Source organism: Fictibacillus nanhaiensis (genome assembly GCF_049537595.1).
In the GTDB taxonomy this organism is placed as follows: domain Bacteria; phylum Bacillota; class Bacilli; order Bacillales; family Fictibacillaceae; genus Fictibacillus; species Fictibacillus nanhaiensis_F.
Genome location: NZ_JBMULM010000010.1, coordinates 26668 through 41382, shown reverse-complemented (window position 1 = coordinate 41382; position 14715 = coordinate 26668). Strand labels below are relative to the sequence as shown.

Below are 14715 nucleotides of genomic sequence, written 5' to 3'. Positions count from 1 at the left end.
TTCCCCCTGTTAGAGTAGGACGTCGCTAGGCAATGAGGAAGATGGATGAGAATCCATCTTCTTTTTTTTTGTTTTCAAAAGAAAATAAGGTGGTTTGGCGGCTGCCAAACTTCTGATTATGGATGATTGGGGTGTGGAAGGCTCGGGGTATAAAGCATGGATCGGGCAGGGAGCGGTTGTCGAGATTTAGCGAATGGCCTTTATTTTCGGTTTTCGACTTAATTGAGGTTCGTTCCGACTTAATTGGCTCTTCTTACGACTTAATTTTTCTTATCTAGACTTAATTCTGTGAGGAAAATACCCTGAGCGGTATTCTTCTAAGCTCAGCACATAACATCAAAATCATCTCAACCCCCTCAACATAGGAAGAAGATCGCCAGAGCCATCTTCCACAACGCGATTCGTCTGAAAAGCTTAAAATTTCATCTCAAAAGCTCCTCAAGTAGCTCCCTTAACCACCTTCCAAGCCAAAAACACACTTAAAAACCCCTGATCTTCCCCACAAAACCACTAATCAGCTATCCCCATCTACTCCATCCCACATAATTTCACGGTAATCGTGATTTTATTCACGGTAATCCTCCATATATTCACGGATAAGCTTTATAATTTCACGGATAAAAATTTTAATCGAATTTTCGACACCGACCACCACTAGCTAAAACTTAAAACTACACCAGTAACTAACTATCACACTTCACAAGCCCCTAACCAACATTTCTATACACACTACCAAAAAACAAACAAACCCCAAACCCATATCTCCAACCAATTTTATGCTAAACTAAAAGATAAAAAACAATGGGGAGGCCATATATCATGAAGAATGTTCATTTTGATACATCCAGCGTGCATGCAAGTGGTCATAATAGTGTGAAGTCAGTGAGTAAGATTAATCCGATCTATCAGACTTCAGCTTTTTCTTTTAAAGATTTAGACGACCTAGAGGATTATTTTAGAGGAAAGAACGATTATTTATATACGCGTATGAATAACCCTAATCAGAATGATTTTGCGGGCGGTGTGGCGAGCCTTGAACAAGCTCCTGCAGGTGTTGTGACTTCATCGGGGATGTCAGCCATTCTAGTTGGTATCTTAGCGGTTACACAAGTCGGTGATCATATACTAGCTTGCGATGATCTGTATGGCGGCACCTATCAGCTTCTTTCTGATGACCTCAAAAGCTTTGGAATCGAAACCACATTCGTTTCATTTAAAGACTTAGATGAGGTTAAACAAAACATCCGTAACAACACAAAGCTCATTTATTCAGAATCCATTACGAATCCTTTATTGCGTGTAGAGGATCTAGAGGGTCTAGTTGCCCTAGCAAAAGAGAATAATCTAACGACGATGATCGATAATACATTCGCTACACCTTATGTACTTCAGCCGTACACGAAAGGCGTCGATCTCGTTGTTCATAGTGCGACGAAATATTTAAATGGCCATAGTGACGTGACTGCAGGCGTTGTCGTAGGGAAAGAGGAGTTAATCGCAAAAGCTCAAGCGAAAATGATTCACCTTGGTTGTAATCTAGGACCGTTTGATGCGTGGTTAGCATCCAGAGGGTTGAAGACGTTAAGCGTGCGTATGGAGCGTCACATCACTAATGCCACTGAATTAGCGAACCAGCTTAAACAGACAGAGGGAATTAAAACCGTGTACTATCCCGAATACGTGAGTGAAACGGGTAATTCTTCTATTGTAACGATCGAACTTGATGAAAACAGCAACGTGCACACGTTCTTTCAATCATTGGATTGGGTTCACATCGTTCCCACCCTTGCTGGTGTAGAGACGACGGTTTCATATCCACTCGGAACTTCACACCGTTCATTACCAGCAGAAACATGCGAAAAATTGGGGATTAATAAGAATGTGATTCGAATTTCTGTTGGGATTGAAAATATTGAGGATATCGTAACTGTTTTTAAAGAAGCTGCCAAAAAAGCCCTGTTAAAATAGGGCTTTTGGTCTTTTTACTGTAATAAAAACGAATTGTTTCTTTTTGTCGAAATGTGTTATGATACCTGAGTGAAAGCGCTTCATCATATACATCAAGGGAGGCATAAAAATGAAGCCAAAACAAGAATTACATCGTGGGCTCGAAGAACGACATATCACACTTATGTCACTCGGGGCTGCTATTGGAGTGGGCTTATTTTTAGGGTCAGCTTCAGCAATTGAAATGGCGGGGCCAGCAATTTTATTAGCATATGCATTAGGCGGATCTGTAATGTTCATCATTATGAGAGCGTTAGGTGAGATGGCCATTCATCAACCCGTTGCTGGATCTTTCAGCCGATATGCCAAAAACTATATTGGACCACTAGCCGGTTATTTAACAGGCTGGAACTATTGGTTCTTATGGATCGTTACATGTATGGCTGAGATAACAGCTGTAGGTATTTATATGAAGATGTGGTACCCAGATGTACCTGTTTGGATTTGGGCACTATCAGCACTTGTGATCATGGCGAGCATCAACTTGCTTGCGATCAAAGCATATGGAGAGTTTGAATTCTGGTTTGCACTTATCAAGATCGTTGCTATCGTATTAATGATTATAACTGGTTTAGGCATGATACTATTTGGTTTTGGTAACGGTGGAGTGGCAACAGGAATCAGTAACCTTTGGGAAAATGGCGGTTTCGCACCAAACGGCATACAGGGAATCCTCATGTCTATGCAGATGGTTATGTTTGCATTCTTAGGAATCGAGATGATCGGTGTTACAGCAGGTGAGGTAAAGAATCCTGAAAAATCTTTAGCAAGAGCTGTAAACTCTGTATTCTGGCGTATCCTGATTTTCTACGTAGGGGCATTATTTGTTATCATGTCCATCTACCCGTGGGATCAGATCGGGACACAAGGAAGTCCGTTCGTTCTTACATTTGAAAAAATCGGTATCGGACAAGCTGCTGGTATCATTAACTTTGTCGTATTAACTGCGGCATTATCAAGCTGTAACAGTGGAATTTTCAGTACAGGACGTATGCTTTTTAACCTGGCTGAGCAGAAACAAGCTCCGGCAAAGCTTCATAAAGTAAGTAAAACGGGTGTCCCTTCTGTAGCTGTATTAGTTTCAGCTGGAGCACTTCTTATTGGAGTCGCGTTAAATTATCTTGTTCCTGAAAAAGTTTTCGTATGGGTAACAAGTATCTCGACATTCGGAGCGATATGGACATGGTCGATTATTCTTCTATCACAGCTTAAGTTCCGTAGAAGCTTAAGTGAAGAAGAAAAGAAAACACTGAAATTTAAAGTTCCGTTCTTTCCGTATGGTTCATATATCGCATTAGCTATTCTAATTTTTGTTGTTGGACTCATGGCATACTTCCCAGATACACGTATCGCCTTGATCGTAGGGCCTTGTTGGTTGATCTTATTAACAGCGATCTACTATTTTAAGGGGTTCAACAAACGCCCTGAAAATAACGATAAAGTGGCATAAAATAGAGGGCACAGGAAATAAAAAAAATTTCTTGTGCCTAATATTTTTAAAACACTTGCATCATACTAATAAACGTGATATATTAATAAATGTCCGAAACAAGTTGTTATCTAAACCAGAAAAAACAACATTTTATAACGTCGCGGGGTGGAGCAGTCTGGTAGCTCGTCGGGCTCATAACCCGAAGGTCGCAGGTTCAAATCCTGTCCCCGCAACCAATTTAAATTTCATGAACTACGTCGAGTAAACGTCTAGCCATGAAATATCGGAAGTACCCATTGGGTGCAACCAATTTTTATAACTACATTAATTACATACAAGCTGGACCCGTGGTGTAGTGGTTAACATGCCTGCCTGTCACGCAGGAGATCGCCGGTTCGACCCCGGTCGGGTCCGCCACTTTTAAAAACGAAACAAGGTTTCGTGTTTTTTTATGTCTAAAAGTAAGTTAAACTAAAAATATACAACTGTCACCTTAGGAGTTTTATTATAATCCTAAGGCTTTTTTATAAATTTTTATTTGGCTATGGCTATATGACTTGTGTTTTACTATTTTTCTTCATTGATTTGTTGATTGGAGTGAAAGGTGCGAGACTCCTGCGGGACGAGTGGGACAGGTGAGACCCTTAAAGGCGCAAAGCGGCAAGGGGCTCACCGCCCGCCCCGCGGAAAGCGAAGCACCTGTAACGGATATCAACCACTTCCAAACAACAAAGTTAAGACCAGAGAGGAGCACATCCATGATTAAAGATGAATTTGAATGGATTAACAGCATCACGCCTCGGCATTTCTTTCAAAAAGAGGTGGTTCAAGGAATCGGTGATGACGCTGCTCTTTGGTCGGTGAACGAAGAGATGAATCAAATCGTTTGTGTGGACACTATGGTAGAAGACGTTCATTTTACGAAGGATACCTTATCTCCTTATCAAACGGGTTTTAAGGCACTTGCAGTGAACGTAAGTGATATTGCAGCTATGGGTGGTATTCCGCAGTTCTATCTCGTCTCGATTGCGATTCCACCTGAATGGTCGGAGGATGAGCTGCAAGAGATCTATCGCGGAATGGGAGATCTTGCTGCGAAATACAAAATGGATCTTATGGGCGGCGATACCGTTTCTACAAAAGGGCCGTTAGTATTATCGGTGACCGTTATTGGAAAAGTAGAAAAAGGTAGATCTTTATTAAGAAGTAACGCGAGACCTAGAGACTCTGTATTTGTAACAGGAACAACGGGAGAATCAGCGGCAGGGCTCAACATTTTGCTTGAAAAAACAAGACACGCTGATCTAACGACAAACGAAAAAAAATGGACAAAAAAGCATCAGATGCCCCTTCCTCATATCCAGCAAGGAAGAATTCTCGCAGGAAGCGGTTTTCGAATTTCCTTGAACGATGTTAGTGACGGAGTGGCGAGCGAATTGAATGAAATAGCTGAAGCGAGTAACGTTTCCATTTATATAGAAAGAAACAGCCTGCCTGTTAGTGAGTTCTTAAGAGATTTATCAGAGGCTGATGTGCTCAACCATCAGTTGTTTGGTGGAGAGGACTATGTGCTGGTAGGGACGGCGTCCGAAGAAGATTTTAAGGTTCTGTCAGATACCTTCAAACAACATGGGCTGCCGCTTTATGAAATCGGTAAAGTTGGAGAAGCTGGTAAGGCTGAGGTCTATCTTCATAAACAGGACGAGAAGCCTGAACTTCTTACGAAAAAAGGATTTAATCATTTTAGGGAAAGGTAAGGGGAAGTCATGAGTACTTATCAATACGAAACAAAGTCAGCGGAAGAAACGATGTCTTTTGCAGAAAAGCTGGGCTCTATTCTTCATAAAGGAGATGTACTCACACTGGCTGGAGATCTTGGAGCTGGAAAGACGACTTTTACAAAAGGGCTCGCAAAAGGGCTCGGAGTGACCCGTACAGTGAACTCTCCTACTTTTACCATCATTAAAGAATATAGTGGACGATTGCCGCTTTATCATATGGATGTGTACCGGTTAGAAGACTCTGATGAAGATTTAGGCTTTGAAGAGTACTTTTCTGGAGACGGCGTCTGTGTGGTTGAGTGGGCCGTATTTATAGAAGACTATTTACCAGAAGAAAGACTTGAACTCGTTATCTCACATAAAGGCGACGACGAGCGCGAGATTCAATTAAAACCTATCGGAAACAGATACGAAGAACGCGTTAAGGAGATTATGTAATGAAAGTTCTTGCAATAGATACATCCAATCTTGTGATGGGGATCTCAGTATTGGATGAAGGAAAAGTGCTCGGTGAGTATATTACAAACTTAAAAAAGAATCATTCGATACGAGTGATGCCTGCGATTGAAGAAGTATTAAAAGAGACGGGTATAAAACCTGCAGAACTCGATCGCATCGTGGTTGCAAAAGGGCCAGGATCTTATACAGGTGTTAGAATCGGTGTAACGATCGCAAAGACACTTGCGTGGACGCTGAAAAAAGAACTCGTTGGGATCTCGAGCCTGGAAGTGCTCGCTCAGAGCGGGAAATACTTTGAGGGCTATACCGTTCCTTTATTCGATGCGCGCCGCACGCAGCTATTTACGGGGCTTTATGGAAGAAATGATTCAGGAGAGTTTCAAAATCTTTGGGAAGACCAAATCATCTTATTAAAAGATTGGTTGGAAAAGCTTCAAACGCTAGATAAAAAGATATTATTTGTAGGTAGCGACTTGCCTCTGCACCAAGAAACGATTCAGAACGTGTTAGGCGACCAAGCTGTTTTTGGACAAGTATCTGATCATAATCCTCGTCCAAGCGAACTCGGACGTATCGGTATGGCGAACGAACCGGTTGATATCCATTCGTTTACACCAAGTTATCTTCAGTTGGCAGAAGCAGAAGTGAACTGGCTGAAGTCACAGGGGAAGTAGGGTGGATCTGATGGGAGAGCCTTATACATTCAGACTGGCAAAAGTAAGCGATATAGACGATATCCTAGGGATCGAGCAAGCGTCGTTCGCCGTTCCATGGTCGCGAGAAGCTTTTTATAGAGAAATTGTTGAGAACCAGTTCGCTCATTACCTCGTCATCGAAGACTCCTTTCAGCCGGTCGGTTATTGCGGCATCTGGCTTGTTATGGATGAGGCACATGTTACGAACATAGCGATACTTCCTTCTTATAGAGGAAGAAAGCTAGGGGAGATGCTCATGAGAGAAGCGATTAAGCTCGCGAAGATGCACGGTGCTATATCGATGACGCTAGAGGCACGCGTAAGTAATCATGTTGCACAGAATCTATATAAAAAACTAGGATTTGAAGCAGGCGGTATCCGGAAAAACTATTATAGCGATAATGGTGAAGATGCTTTAGTAATGTGGGTGGAATTATGATAAAAGATGAATTGATATTAGCGATAGAAACAAGCTGTGATGAGACAGCAGTAGCGATTGTGAAGAACGGTACAGAACTGCTGGCAAACGTTGTCGCGTCACAGATCGAGAGTCATAAACGTTTTGGCGGCGTTGTGCCTGAAGTGGCGTCACGCCATCATGTTGAAGAAATTACGGTCGTGATCGAAGAAGCGTTGAATCAAGCGGAGTTAGAGCCAGGAGATCTCACCGCTGTTGCCGTAACAGAAGGACCAGGCCTCGTCGGAGCACTCTTAATTGGTGTTAACGCAGCGAAAGCATTTGCCTTTGCGCATAGTCTGCCACTCGTTCCTGTCCATCATATCGCAGGGCATATCTACGCGAACAGACTTGTAAAAGAAATGACGTTTCCACTGTTGTCTCTTATCGTCTCTGGCGGACATACAGAGCTCGTCCTGATGGAGGAGCACGGCACGTTCAAAGTAATCGGTGAGACAAGAGACGACGCAGCCGGGGAAGCGTACGATAAAGTAGCGCGAACGCTTAACATGCCATACCCAGGCGGTCCTCATATCGATAAGCTCGCACAAGAGGGAGAAGCAAACATCGACCTGCCTCGCGCTTGGCTAGAGCCGAACTCACTTGATTTCAGCTTTAGCGGTTTGAAGTCAGCTGTGATCAATACGGTTCATAATGCAACACAGCGCGGAGAAGTGATCAAGCCTGAAGATCTAGCAGCGAGCTTCCAAGCGAGTGTTGTGGATGTACTTGTAGAAAAAACATACCGTGCCGCAGAGCAATATAACGTAAAACAAGTCCTCTTAGCCGGTGGGGTAGCGGCGAACAAAGGACTTCGTCACATGCTAGAAAACCGTTTTAACGGAACAAAGTATGATCTCGTCATTCCTCCTCTTCACTTATGCACAGATAATGCAGCCATGATTGGAGCTGCAGGTAGTGTAGCGTACCAAAAAGGAACGCGCGGAGATATGGCATTAAACGGTGTACCAGGGTTAGATTTAGAAGCGCAATAATGTAAAAGCTCTTTTCCTTTTATGAGGAGATGAGCTTTTTTTAGATATCGACGTAATTCGACACAAAAACCCTTCATTTTTGTGGAAAAGTTACACACAGGTTTGTGGATAATGTGGACAATGGTTTTGAAACATTTGAAATAAAGGGTTTGTGTTATACACAATTCACATCATGTATACACATGTTCGTGTGGATAAAGTGGATAACTCGTCGAAAAGAGTGGAATCCACAGATTGATCTGTGGATAAGAATGATTATTCGAAATTTTCACCAGGTGTTTTTTTAAGTATATGAAGATAGTTGTGTGTAAACTAGGGGAATAAATGCGTAAGTGATGTCGAAACGTGCATAGCGAGTGAAATGATGGGTGGAGAAGTGTAAAAGCAAAACAAAAAAGCTGACATCCCTACAATAAAGTAAGGATATCAGCTTTCAACTTAAGCATTCTGTAGTTCTTCCCATTCTTCCATCAACGTTTCCATCTCTTCGTTCAAAGCATCTAGCTGAGATTGGAATTCTTGCGTCTTTTCATAATCCTGAAAGACTTCAGGTTTACATAGTTCAGCTTCCGCCGAAGTGATTTTCGTTTCGAGTCCTTCAAGCAGACCCTCAATCTCCTCGATACGACGCTGCCTTTTACGATCTAACTTCTTCGCTTCTTTATCGATCGAATTCTTAGCACCGTTTCCTTGGTTGGAAGAAGGGGTGTTAACCGCGTTCTCCGCTTTCTGGCGCGCAGCAATTTCTTCCCGTGCTTTCATCTCGTTTTTCTTTTCGGTGTAATAGTCGTAGTCACCTAGATACTCGGTCATGCCTGTTGGTGCGAGTTCAACGACCTTTGTGGCGATACGGTTAATGAAATATCGGTCATGCGATACGAAAAGAATCGTACCTGGATAGTGGATCAGAGCTTGTTCAAGGATCTCTTTGCTGTCGAGGTCCAAATGGTTCGTCGGCTCGTCCAGCAGAAGAAGGTTGCCTTTTTCCATCATAAGCTTAGCCAGGGCAAGGCGAGCCTTCTGACCACCGCTCAGCTCTGTTACAAGCTTTAGTACATCGTCACCGCTAAACAGGAATTGTCCGAGGATCGAGCGGATCTCTTTTTCCGTTTTTTCCGGATAGTCATCCCACAGCTCGTTAAGAAGCGTCTTGCGGGAATGAAGATCCGCTTGTTCTTGATCATAGTGAGAAATCATGAGTCCACTGCCGTAACGTATATCGCCCGATATGAGAGGCAGCTGCTTACGTATCACTTTTAGTAAAGTCGATTTGCCGATTCCGTTCGGACCAACGATCGCCACGCTGTCTTGGCGGTTAACCGCTACCGATACGTTCTTGAATAACGGTTCACCGTCTTCATATCCTGTACTCACGTTCTCTAGCTTCAGCACATCGTTCCCGCTTTGTCTCTCAATCTCAAAAGAAAAGCTAGCAGACTTTTCTGCACCAGCGGGACGCTCTTTCAATTCCATCTTCTCTAACTGTTTGCGACGACTCTGTGCACGTTTTGTCGTGGAAGCACGCACGATATTACGCTGAATAAAATCTTCTAACTTCGCAACCTGCTCTTGCTGCTTCTCAAACTCTTTCATCTCTTGAGCGAAGCGCTCTGCTTTTTGCTCGAGATAGCTAGAATAGTTCCCTGTGAATCGGTAAGAGCGTTTTCTTGAAACCTCATAAACGGTCGTTACGATTTTATCGAGGAAATACCGGTCATGGGAGACGATTAAGATGCCGCCGGGATAACTCTGCAAATATTGCTCAAGCCACGTGAGCGTTTTGATGTCTAAGTGGTTCGTCGGCTCATCGAGAATGAGTAGATCTGGTTTTGTTAAAAGAAGCTTCGCGAGTGCGAGTCTCGTTTTTTGACCACCGCTCAATGTGTTGATCTTCGTATCGCGATCAAAATCGGCAAACTGAAAACCGTGAAGCACCGTACGAATCTCTGCTTCATACTGATAGCCGCCTTCGTCTTTAAACGTAACCTGAAGCGCATCATAGTCTTTTAAGAGACGTTCATACTCCGCTTCATTCGCAATCACTTCTGGATCACCCATACGCGCTTCCATCTCACGCAGCTTTTTCTCTTTTTTACGAAGGTCTTCAAACACAGAGAGCATCTCGTTCCAGATCGATTCATCAGAATCCAGTCCCGCATCTTGTGCAAGATAGCCAGTCTTCACATCTTTCGGAATCATGACATGACCAGAATCATAGGAATACTCACCAGTAATCACACGAAGCAGCGTAGATTTACCCGCACCGTTCCGTCCAACAAGCGCGATCCGCTCGCCTTTCTGAACCTCTAGTTTTATATTCGATAAAATAACGTCCGCGCCAAACGACTTCGTTACGTCCTGAACTTGTAAAATAATCATTGTAATTTCACCTCTATGAAAAACGGGTGGCTTTATTAAATGGCTTCCTAAAATGATTGGAATTATTGCTTCATTGTAAAGTTGATTGGAGCGCAAGGTGCGAGACTCTCGGCTAGGACAGGCGGGCAGGTGAGACACTTATACGTGAAACGTACGAATGTGGCTCACCGCCTGCCCCGCGGAAAGCGAAGCACCTGGAGCGGAAATCAACTACTTTCAACAATCATGTATCAGCCTTAATACAAAAAACCCTGTCTAACTAGTAGTTTAGCGTAGTTTGGAGATTCGCGCCAACAAAGGGAATGTTCAACATTTTGCAATAATTACAAGTAAAATCTTAACGACAATAAAAGCGGTTTCGTGTATATTCATCATGAGGAGGGGTTTTATGACAGAGTTTACCCATTTTAATGAAGAAGGCCGTGCACGCATGGTTGATATTTCGGAAAAAGAAACATCTCACCGAACAGCCGTAGCGGTAAGCGGGGTAACGGTTTCTGAAGAAGTCTTCCTTAAGATCAAAGAAAACGGATTTAAAAAAGGGGACGTTCTAGCCGTCGCACAGATCGCTGGGATCATGGCTGCCAAAAAGACCTCTGACTGGATCCCGATGTGTCACCCGTTATCACTGACTGGCGTTGATCTGTCTTTTTCATGGGATGAATTAGCGGACAGCATGTATAAATTAAACATTCAAGTCGAAGTGAAAACGAAAGGCAGCACCGGTGTAGAGATGGAGGCGTTAACAGCAGCTTCTGCAGCAGCTTTAACCGTCTATGATATGTGTAAAGCAGCGGATAAGGGAATGGTGATCGGACCTACATATCTCCAGTCGAAAACAGGAGGCAAGAATGGGGACTTTCTACGTTCTTCAAGCCCTGACAAAATATGATACAATAGGAACAGATAAGCTTTCTAAACTTGGAGGGCTCCAAATATGAATCAAGATCAGTTAAAAATACCACACGCAACAGCAAAACGGCTGCCCTTGTATTATCGTTTTTTGAAAAACTTATCGTCTTCCGGTAAACAAAGGGTGTCTTCCGCTGAATTAAGCGAAGCCGTGAAAGTAGATTCTGCAACAATCCGCAGAGATTTTTCTTACTTTGGCGCATTAGGCAAAAAAGGTTATGGCTACAATGTTAATTATCTGCTGTCGTTCTTCGCGAAGACGTTGAACCAGGATGAAACAACAACCGTAGCGTTAATCGGAGTAGGTAACTTAGGCACTGCCTTTTTACATTATAATTTCACCAAAAATAACAATACCAAAATAGAAGTCGCATTCGATGTAGACAAAGCTAAAATCGGCAGCGAAATAGCAGGAGTTCCGATCTATCACACAGAAGACATCGAGCAAGAGTTGAAGAACCGCGGCATCGATGTTGCGATCCTGACCGTTCCAGTCGGAGCCGCTCAACCGATCGCAGATCAGTTAGAGCGCGCAGGTGTCACAGGCATCTTAAACTTCACGCCCGCACGATTGACCGTCTCACCCGAGATTCGTGTTCATCACATCGATTTAGCTGTCGAATTGCAATCGCTTGTTTATTTTATGAAAAACTACTCTTAAAACAAGGAGGTAATCGTTATGTTAGGACCAGGAAGTATCGCGGTAATCGGACTTGCAGCTCTTGTTATGTTTGGACCGAAAAAGCTGCCTGAGCTAGGAAAAGCAGCAGGCAAAACGCTTCGCGAGTTCAAAAATGCGACAAAAGGCATGATGGACGAAGAAGATGACAAAAAGGAAAGCGAACAACTGAAGAAGTAAGGATGTTTGTCTATGACCTCTGAAAAAAATATGTCGCTATACGGTCACATTGGCGAATTACGAAAGCGCATCATGTGGGCGATCCTAGCTTTCTTCGTATTCTTGATCGCTGGATTTTTCTTAGCCAAGCCCGTGATCGTATATCTGCAAAGTGATCCAATTGCAAAGAACATTCAGATGAACGCTTTTCATCTAACCGATCCGCTGAACGTGTACATGACGTTTGCCTTCTTCATCGGCCTCGTCCTATCTGCACCAGTGGTATTGTACCAACTCTGGGCATTCATCAGCCCAGGTCTTTATGAGAACGAACGAAAAGTAACGCTCATGTACATCCCGATCGCATTCGTGCTCTTCTTAACGGGCCTCGCATTCTCGTACTTTATTCTTTTTCCGTTCGTTGTGAGCTTTATGGGAAATGTCGCCGTGGCACTCAGTGTAGAAGGTGAATACGGAATTCAGGAATACTTCTCATTCCTATTCAACATCACACTGCCGTTCGGCCTATTGTTCCAGTTCCCAGTCTTAATTATGTTTCTGACTCGACTTGGAATCGTAACACCTGATCTCCTAAAGAGCATACGAAAAGTAGCCTATTTTGGGATTTTAGTAATAGCGGGATTAATTACACCGCCAGAGCTGCTGTCTCACTTAATGGTTACGTTCCCGCTAATTCTGTTATACGAAATCAGCATCATCATTTCGAAGACGGCCTATAAAAAACGCATGAAAGCCGAAGTCGAGGCACTCGTAAAAGAACGAGAAGCCCAAGCAGAAGCTATGTATCATGATTAAAAAGAGGATGACTCCACGCGGGGAATCCTCTTTTTTGTGTGGTTGGAGTGGTAGCTGCGGTACGTGAGAGTTAGAGTAGGAGTGGACAGTAAAAATAGGGAAGTGGACAGTAAATGTGCAAAAGTGGACAGTATTTCATCGAAAGTGGACAGTAAAACTCAAAAAGTGGACAGTATTTCCGTGGAAGTCGACAGTAAGCATCGTTTGAGGTGGCTTGCGGGATATTCGGGTACCACCTAAAGTACTGCTGATGAAGATAATCTGTCGGATTCGGATATTAATCTGTCCGATTGGCCACATAATCTGTCCAATCTCCAACTTAATCTATCCAATCTCCACATAATCTGTCCAAACCAGCCAATAATCTGTCCAATCCCGCCTCAGCCACTGGCCAACCTCACAAAGCACCACCCAAAAGTCCCACACAAACAAAAAAACTGCCTCCATCAAGAAGCAGTTCCCTCATATCATTTCTTCTTTTTTCTCTTCAAGTGGCTGTTTAATGCGAAATAGCGGATGGCATTCGCGTAATCGAAGGTTGCTACGACCATCGTGATGATCGTCCAGAAGCTTGTCATGCCGTACTCGCTTGCGTAATGAACGGCTAAGTACGTAAAGACGACTCCGATCCCTAGATATAAAAATGCCATAAACAGTGGTGATGTCTTCATAATAGTCCTCCAATAATCAATTGCGCTGTTTCTAGCTGTTGTTCCATTTCTTTGATTTTATCGGCAAATAATACTTGAACGATCAATACGAGCGTGTTCATGGCAACGTGTGCTGCAATCGGTACGATAAGACGTTGCGTTTTAACATAGAGAAAAGCGAACGTGAAGCCCATTGCCGTGTAGATTAATAAGTGTGTGAAGTCCGCATGAACAGCAGCAAAGATTAAAGAACTGATCAAAGCAGAGATAAAGAAATTAAAGCGTTTATGAAGAGAGCCGAAAATGATCTTTCGAAAGATGATCTCTTCTAGTATTGGCCCAACGATGGCCGTTACAATCATAAAATATTTAACGTTTTTCACGATTTCTACGAGTTGCTTCGTGTTCTCTGATCCAGGCTGAATACCAAACAGGTTCATCTCGATCATGCTCGCGATAATTTGAGCGGCGTACGCCATGAAAATACCGATGATCGACCATAGAACCGCAGATCCTTTTGAGACGCGCTTAGAATTTCGGTGGCGTTCTCTCATTTCAGGGATCAGCATGTAAAGGATAATAACTAGAGCCGCGATAAAGCTGAACGTTCCCCACATTCCAAAAAGTTGATTTTTAGGAACACCAAGTTCATTTAACAGTGGAACTCCAATGTAACCTGAGAATTGCATCACGATATATATGAAGATGATCCACCAATATTTTTTCTTCAAATTACCTTCTCCTTTACGTACAGCCCTAAAAATAATTACGTTTCATACCTCTTTATATGCTTACCCATTTTAACATAGAATAGGCAGGGCTCGCGAGGATATCGAATTTGAGGGTAATTCGATTTATATTTAGATTTCTCACTTGCAAAATTTTTTAGTTTTATTTATTATTAGAAATGGAGTTAGCACTCACTAACAAAGAGTGCTAATAAGAAATCTTTTAACTATTTAAGGAGGGTGTTTCACTTGTTAAAGCCACTAGGTGACCGTATTATTATTGAGCTTGTAGAAGGTGAAGAAAAAACTGCAAGCGGCATTGTATTGCCAGATTCAGCAAAAGAAAAGCCTCAAGAAGGAAAAGTTGTTGCTGTAGGTACGGGCCGTGTAACGGATAACGGCGAGCGTATCTCTTTAGAAGTTTCTGAAGGCAACACGATTATTTTCTCAAAATACGCAGGTACAGAAGTTAAGTACCAAGGTAAAGAATTCTTGATTCTTCGTGAGTCTGACGTATTAGCGATCGTAGGCTAAACGTTAGGTAACTGGGAAGCTTCAATATTTTG

General features: G+C 42.9%; 15 protein-coding genes and 2 tRNA genes. 14 read left to right on the top strand and 3 right to left on the bottom strand.

Translation table 11 applies throughout. The features are described 5' to 3' along the window. Window positions 1-819 precede the first annotated feature (819 nt). From ACOZ9X_RS21000 to tsaD, 9 genes are all read left to right on the top strand, one after another. Window positions 820-1968, top strand: coding sequence for a trans-sulfuration enzyme family protein (locus ACOZ9X_RS21000; RefSeq protein ID WP_423419808.1), 1149 nt, complete (start codon window positions 820-822; stop codon window positions 1966-1968). Window positions 1969-2077: 109 nt separating this feature from the next. Then, window positions 2078-3457: an amino acid permease gene (locus ACOZ9X_RS20995; protein WP_423419807.1), complete on the top strand. Its 1380-nt coding sequence runs from the start codon at window positions 2078-2080 to the stop codon at window positions 3455-3457. 141 nt (window positions 3458-3598) lie between these two features. Beyond that, window positions 3599-3675, top strand: a tRNA-Met gene (locus ACOZ9X_RS20990). A 105-nt stretch (window positions 3676-3780) separates the two neighbouring features. After that, a tRNA-Asp gene (locus ACOZ9X_RS20985) sits at window positions 3781-3856 on the top strand. A gap of 341 nt (window positions 3857-4197) precedes the next feature. Beyond that, a complete protein-coding gene (gene thiL / locus ACOZ9X_RS20980) occupies window positions 4198-5196 on the top strand; it encodes a thiamine-phosphate kinase (RefSeq protein WP_423419806.1) in 999 nt (332 codons plus the stop codon). 9 nt (window positions 5197-5205) lie between these two features. Next, window positions 5206-5658: a tRNA (adenosine(37)-N6)-threonylcarbamoyltransferase complex ATPase subunit type 1 TsaE gene (tsaE, locus tag ACOZ9X_RS20975; protein WP_423419805.1), complete on the top strand. Its 453-nt coding sequence runs from the start codon at window positions 5206-5208 to the stop codon at window positions 5656-5658. Further along, complete coding sequence (gene tsaB / locus ACOZ9X_RS20970; RefSeq protein ID WP_423419804.1) at window positions 5658-6353, top strand: tRNA (adenosine(37)-N6)-threonylcarbamoyltransferase complex dimerization subunit type 1 TsaB; 696 nt, start codon at window positions 5658-5660, stop codon at window positions 6351-6353. The genes tsaE and tsaB overlap by 1 nt, the downstream gene beginning before the upstream one ends. Before the next feature lie 10 nt (window positions 6354-6363). Beyond that, window positions 6364-6813, top strand: coding sequence for a ribosomal protein S18-alanine N-acetyltransferase (rimI, locus tag ACOZ9X_RS20965; protein WP_423419803.1), 450 nt, complete (start codon window positions 6364-6366; stop codon window positions 6811-6813). Next, window positions 6810-7826, top strand: a complete 1017-nt coding sequence (gene tsaD, locus ACOZ9X_RS20960) for a tRNA (adenosine(37)-N6)-threonylcarbamoyltransferase complex transferase subunit TsaD (RefSeq protein WP_423419802.1) — start codon at window positions 6810-6812, stop codon at window positions 7824-7826. Before rimI ends, tsaD begins: the two co-directional genes overlap by 4 nt. A 438-nt stretch (window positions 7827-8264) precedes the next feature. On the opposite strand, the gene ACOZ9X_RS20955 is transcribed toward tsaD, so the two are convergent. After that, window positions 8265-10205 (bottom strand): ABC-F family ATP-binding cassette domain-containing protein, encoded by a 1941-nt coding sequence (locus tag ACOZ9X_RS20955; protein ID WP_423419801.1) that lies wholly within the window; start codon window positions 10203-10205, stop codon window positions 8265-8267. A gap of 388 nt (window positions 10206-10593) precedes the next feature. On the opposite strand from ACOZ9X_RS20955, the gene moaC reads away from it, so the two are divergent. The 4 genes from moaC to tatC are packed head-to-tail and all read left to right on the top strand — an operon-like array spanning window position 10594 to window position 12771. After that, complete coding sequence (gene moaC / locus ACOZ9X_RS20950; RefSeq protein WP_153236453.1) at window positions 10594-11097, top strand: cyclic pyranopterin monophosphate synthase MoaC; 504 nt, start codon at window positions 10594-10596, stop codon at window positions 11095-11097. A 45-nt stretch (window positions 11098-11142) separates the two neighbouring features. Then, window positions 11143-11778 (top strand): redox-sensing transcriptional repressor Rex, encoded by a 636-nt coding sequence (locus ACOZ9X_RS20945; protein WP_144704923.1) that lies wholly within the window; start codon window positions 11143-11145, stop codon window positions 11776-11778. A gap of 18 nt (window positions 11779-11796) precedes the next feature. Beyond that, window positions 11797-11976 (top strand): twin-arginine translocase TatA/TatE family subunit, encoded by a 180-nt coding sequence (locus ACOZ9X_RS20940; RefSeq protein ID WP_118156255.1) that lies wholly within the window; start codon window positions 11797-11799, stop codon window positions 11974-11976. Between the two features lie 12 nt (window positions 11977-11988). Then, window positions 11989-12771, top strand: a complete 783-nt coding sequence (tatC, locus tag ACOZ9X_RS20935) for a twin-arginine translocase subunit TatC (protein WP_423419800.1) — start codon at window positions 11989-11991, stop codon at window positions 12769-12771. Between the two features lie 467 nt (window positions 12772-13238). On the opposite strand, the gene ACOZ9X_RS20930 is transcribed toward tatC, so the two are convergent. Together ACOZ9X_RS20930 and ACOZ9X_RS20925 are read right to left on the bottom strand one after the other, a co-directional pair. Then, on the bottom strand, window positions 13239-13442 hold the full coding sequence (locus ACOZ9X_RS20930) for a YdiK family protein (protein ID WP_153236451.1): 204 nt from the start codon (window positions 13440-13442) through the stop codon (window positions 13239-13241). Then, window positions 13439-14152, bottom strand: a complete 714-nt coding sequence (locus tag ACOZ9X_RS20925; RefSeq protein ID WP_423419799.1) for a lysostaphin resistance A-like protein — start codon at window positions 14150-14152, stop codon at window positions 13439-13441. The genes ACOZ9X_RS20930 and ACOZ9X_RS20925 overlap by 4 nt, the downstream gene beginning before the upstream one ends. Before the next feature lie 246 nt (window positions 14153-14398). Here ACOZ9X_RS20925 and groES point away from each other — a divergent pair, with 246 nt between their 5' ends. Continuing rightward, complete coding sequence (gene groES, locus ACOZ9X_RS20920) at window positions 14399-14683, top strand: co-chaperone GroES (RefSeq protein WP_137792218.1); 285 nt, start codon at window positions 14399-14401, stop codon at window positions 14681-14683. Window positions 14684-14715 lie beyond the last annotated feature (32 nt).

Excerpts from the sequence above, each read along its gene's own strand:
- ACOZ9X_RS21000 (WP_423419808.1), top strand. The coding sequence starts at position 820 with ATGAAGAATGTTCATTTTGATACATCCAGCGTGCATGCAAGTGGTCAT.
- tatC (WP_423419800.1), top strand. The coding sequence starts at position 11,989 with ATGACCTCTGAAAAAAATATGTCGCTATACGGTCACATTGGCGAATTA.
- moaC (WP_153236453.1), top strand. The coding sequence starts at position 10,594 with ATGACAGAGTTTACCCATTTTAATGAAGAAGGCCGTGCACGCATGGTT.
- ACOZ9X_RS20940 (WP_118156255.1), top strand. The coding sequence starts at position 11,797 with ATGTTAGGACCAGGAAGTATCGCGGTAATCGGACTTGCAGCTCTTGTT.
- thiL (WP_423419806.1), top strand. The coding sequence starts at position 4,198 with ATGATTAAAGATGAATTTGAATGGATTAACAGCATCACGCCTCGGCAT.
- tsaD (WP_423419802.1), top strand. The coding sequence starts at position 6,810 with ATGATAAAAGATGAATTGATATTAGCGATAGAAACAAGCTGTGATGAG.
- ACOZ9X_RS20955 (WP_423419801.1), bottom strand. The coding sequence starts at position 10,205 with ATGATTATTTTACAAGTTCAGGACGTAACGAAGTCGTTTGGCGCGGAC.
- ACOZ9X_RS20930 (WP_153236451.1), bottom strand. The coding sequence starts at position 13,442 with ATGAAGACATCACCACTGTTTATGGCATTTTTATATCTAGGGATCGGA.
- tsaB (WP_423419804.1), top strand. The coding sequence starts at position 5,658 with ATGAAAGTTCTTGCAATAGATACATCCAATCTTGTGATGGGGATCTCA.
- ACOZ9X_RS20945 (WP_144704923.1), top strand. The coding sequence starts at position 11,143 with ATGAATCAAGATCAGTTAAAAATACCACACGCAACAGCAAAACGGCTG.
- ACOZ9X_RS20995 (WP_423419807.1), top strand. The coding sequence starts at position 2,078 with ATGAAGCCAAAACAAGAATTACATCGTGGGCTCGAAGAACGACATATC.
- tsaE (WP_423419805.1), top strand. The coding sequence starts at position 5,206 with ATGAGTACTTATCAATACGAAACAAAGTCAGCGGAAGAAACGATGTCT.
- rimI (WP_423419803.1), top strand. The coding sequence starts at position 6,364 with ATGGGAGAGCCTTATACATTCAGACTGGCAAAAGTAAGCGATATAGAC.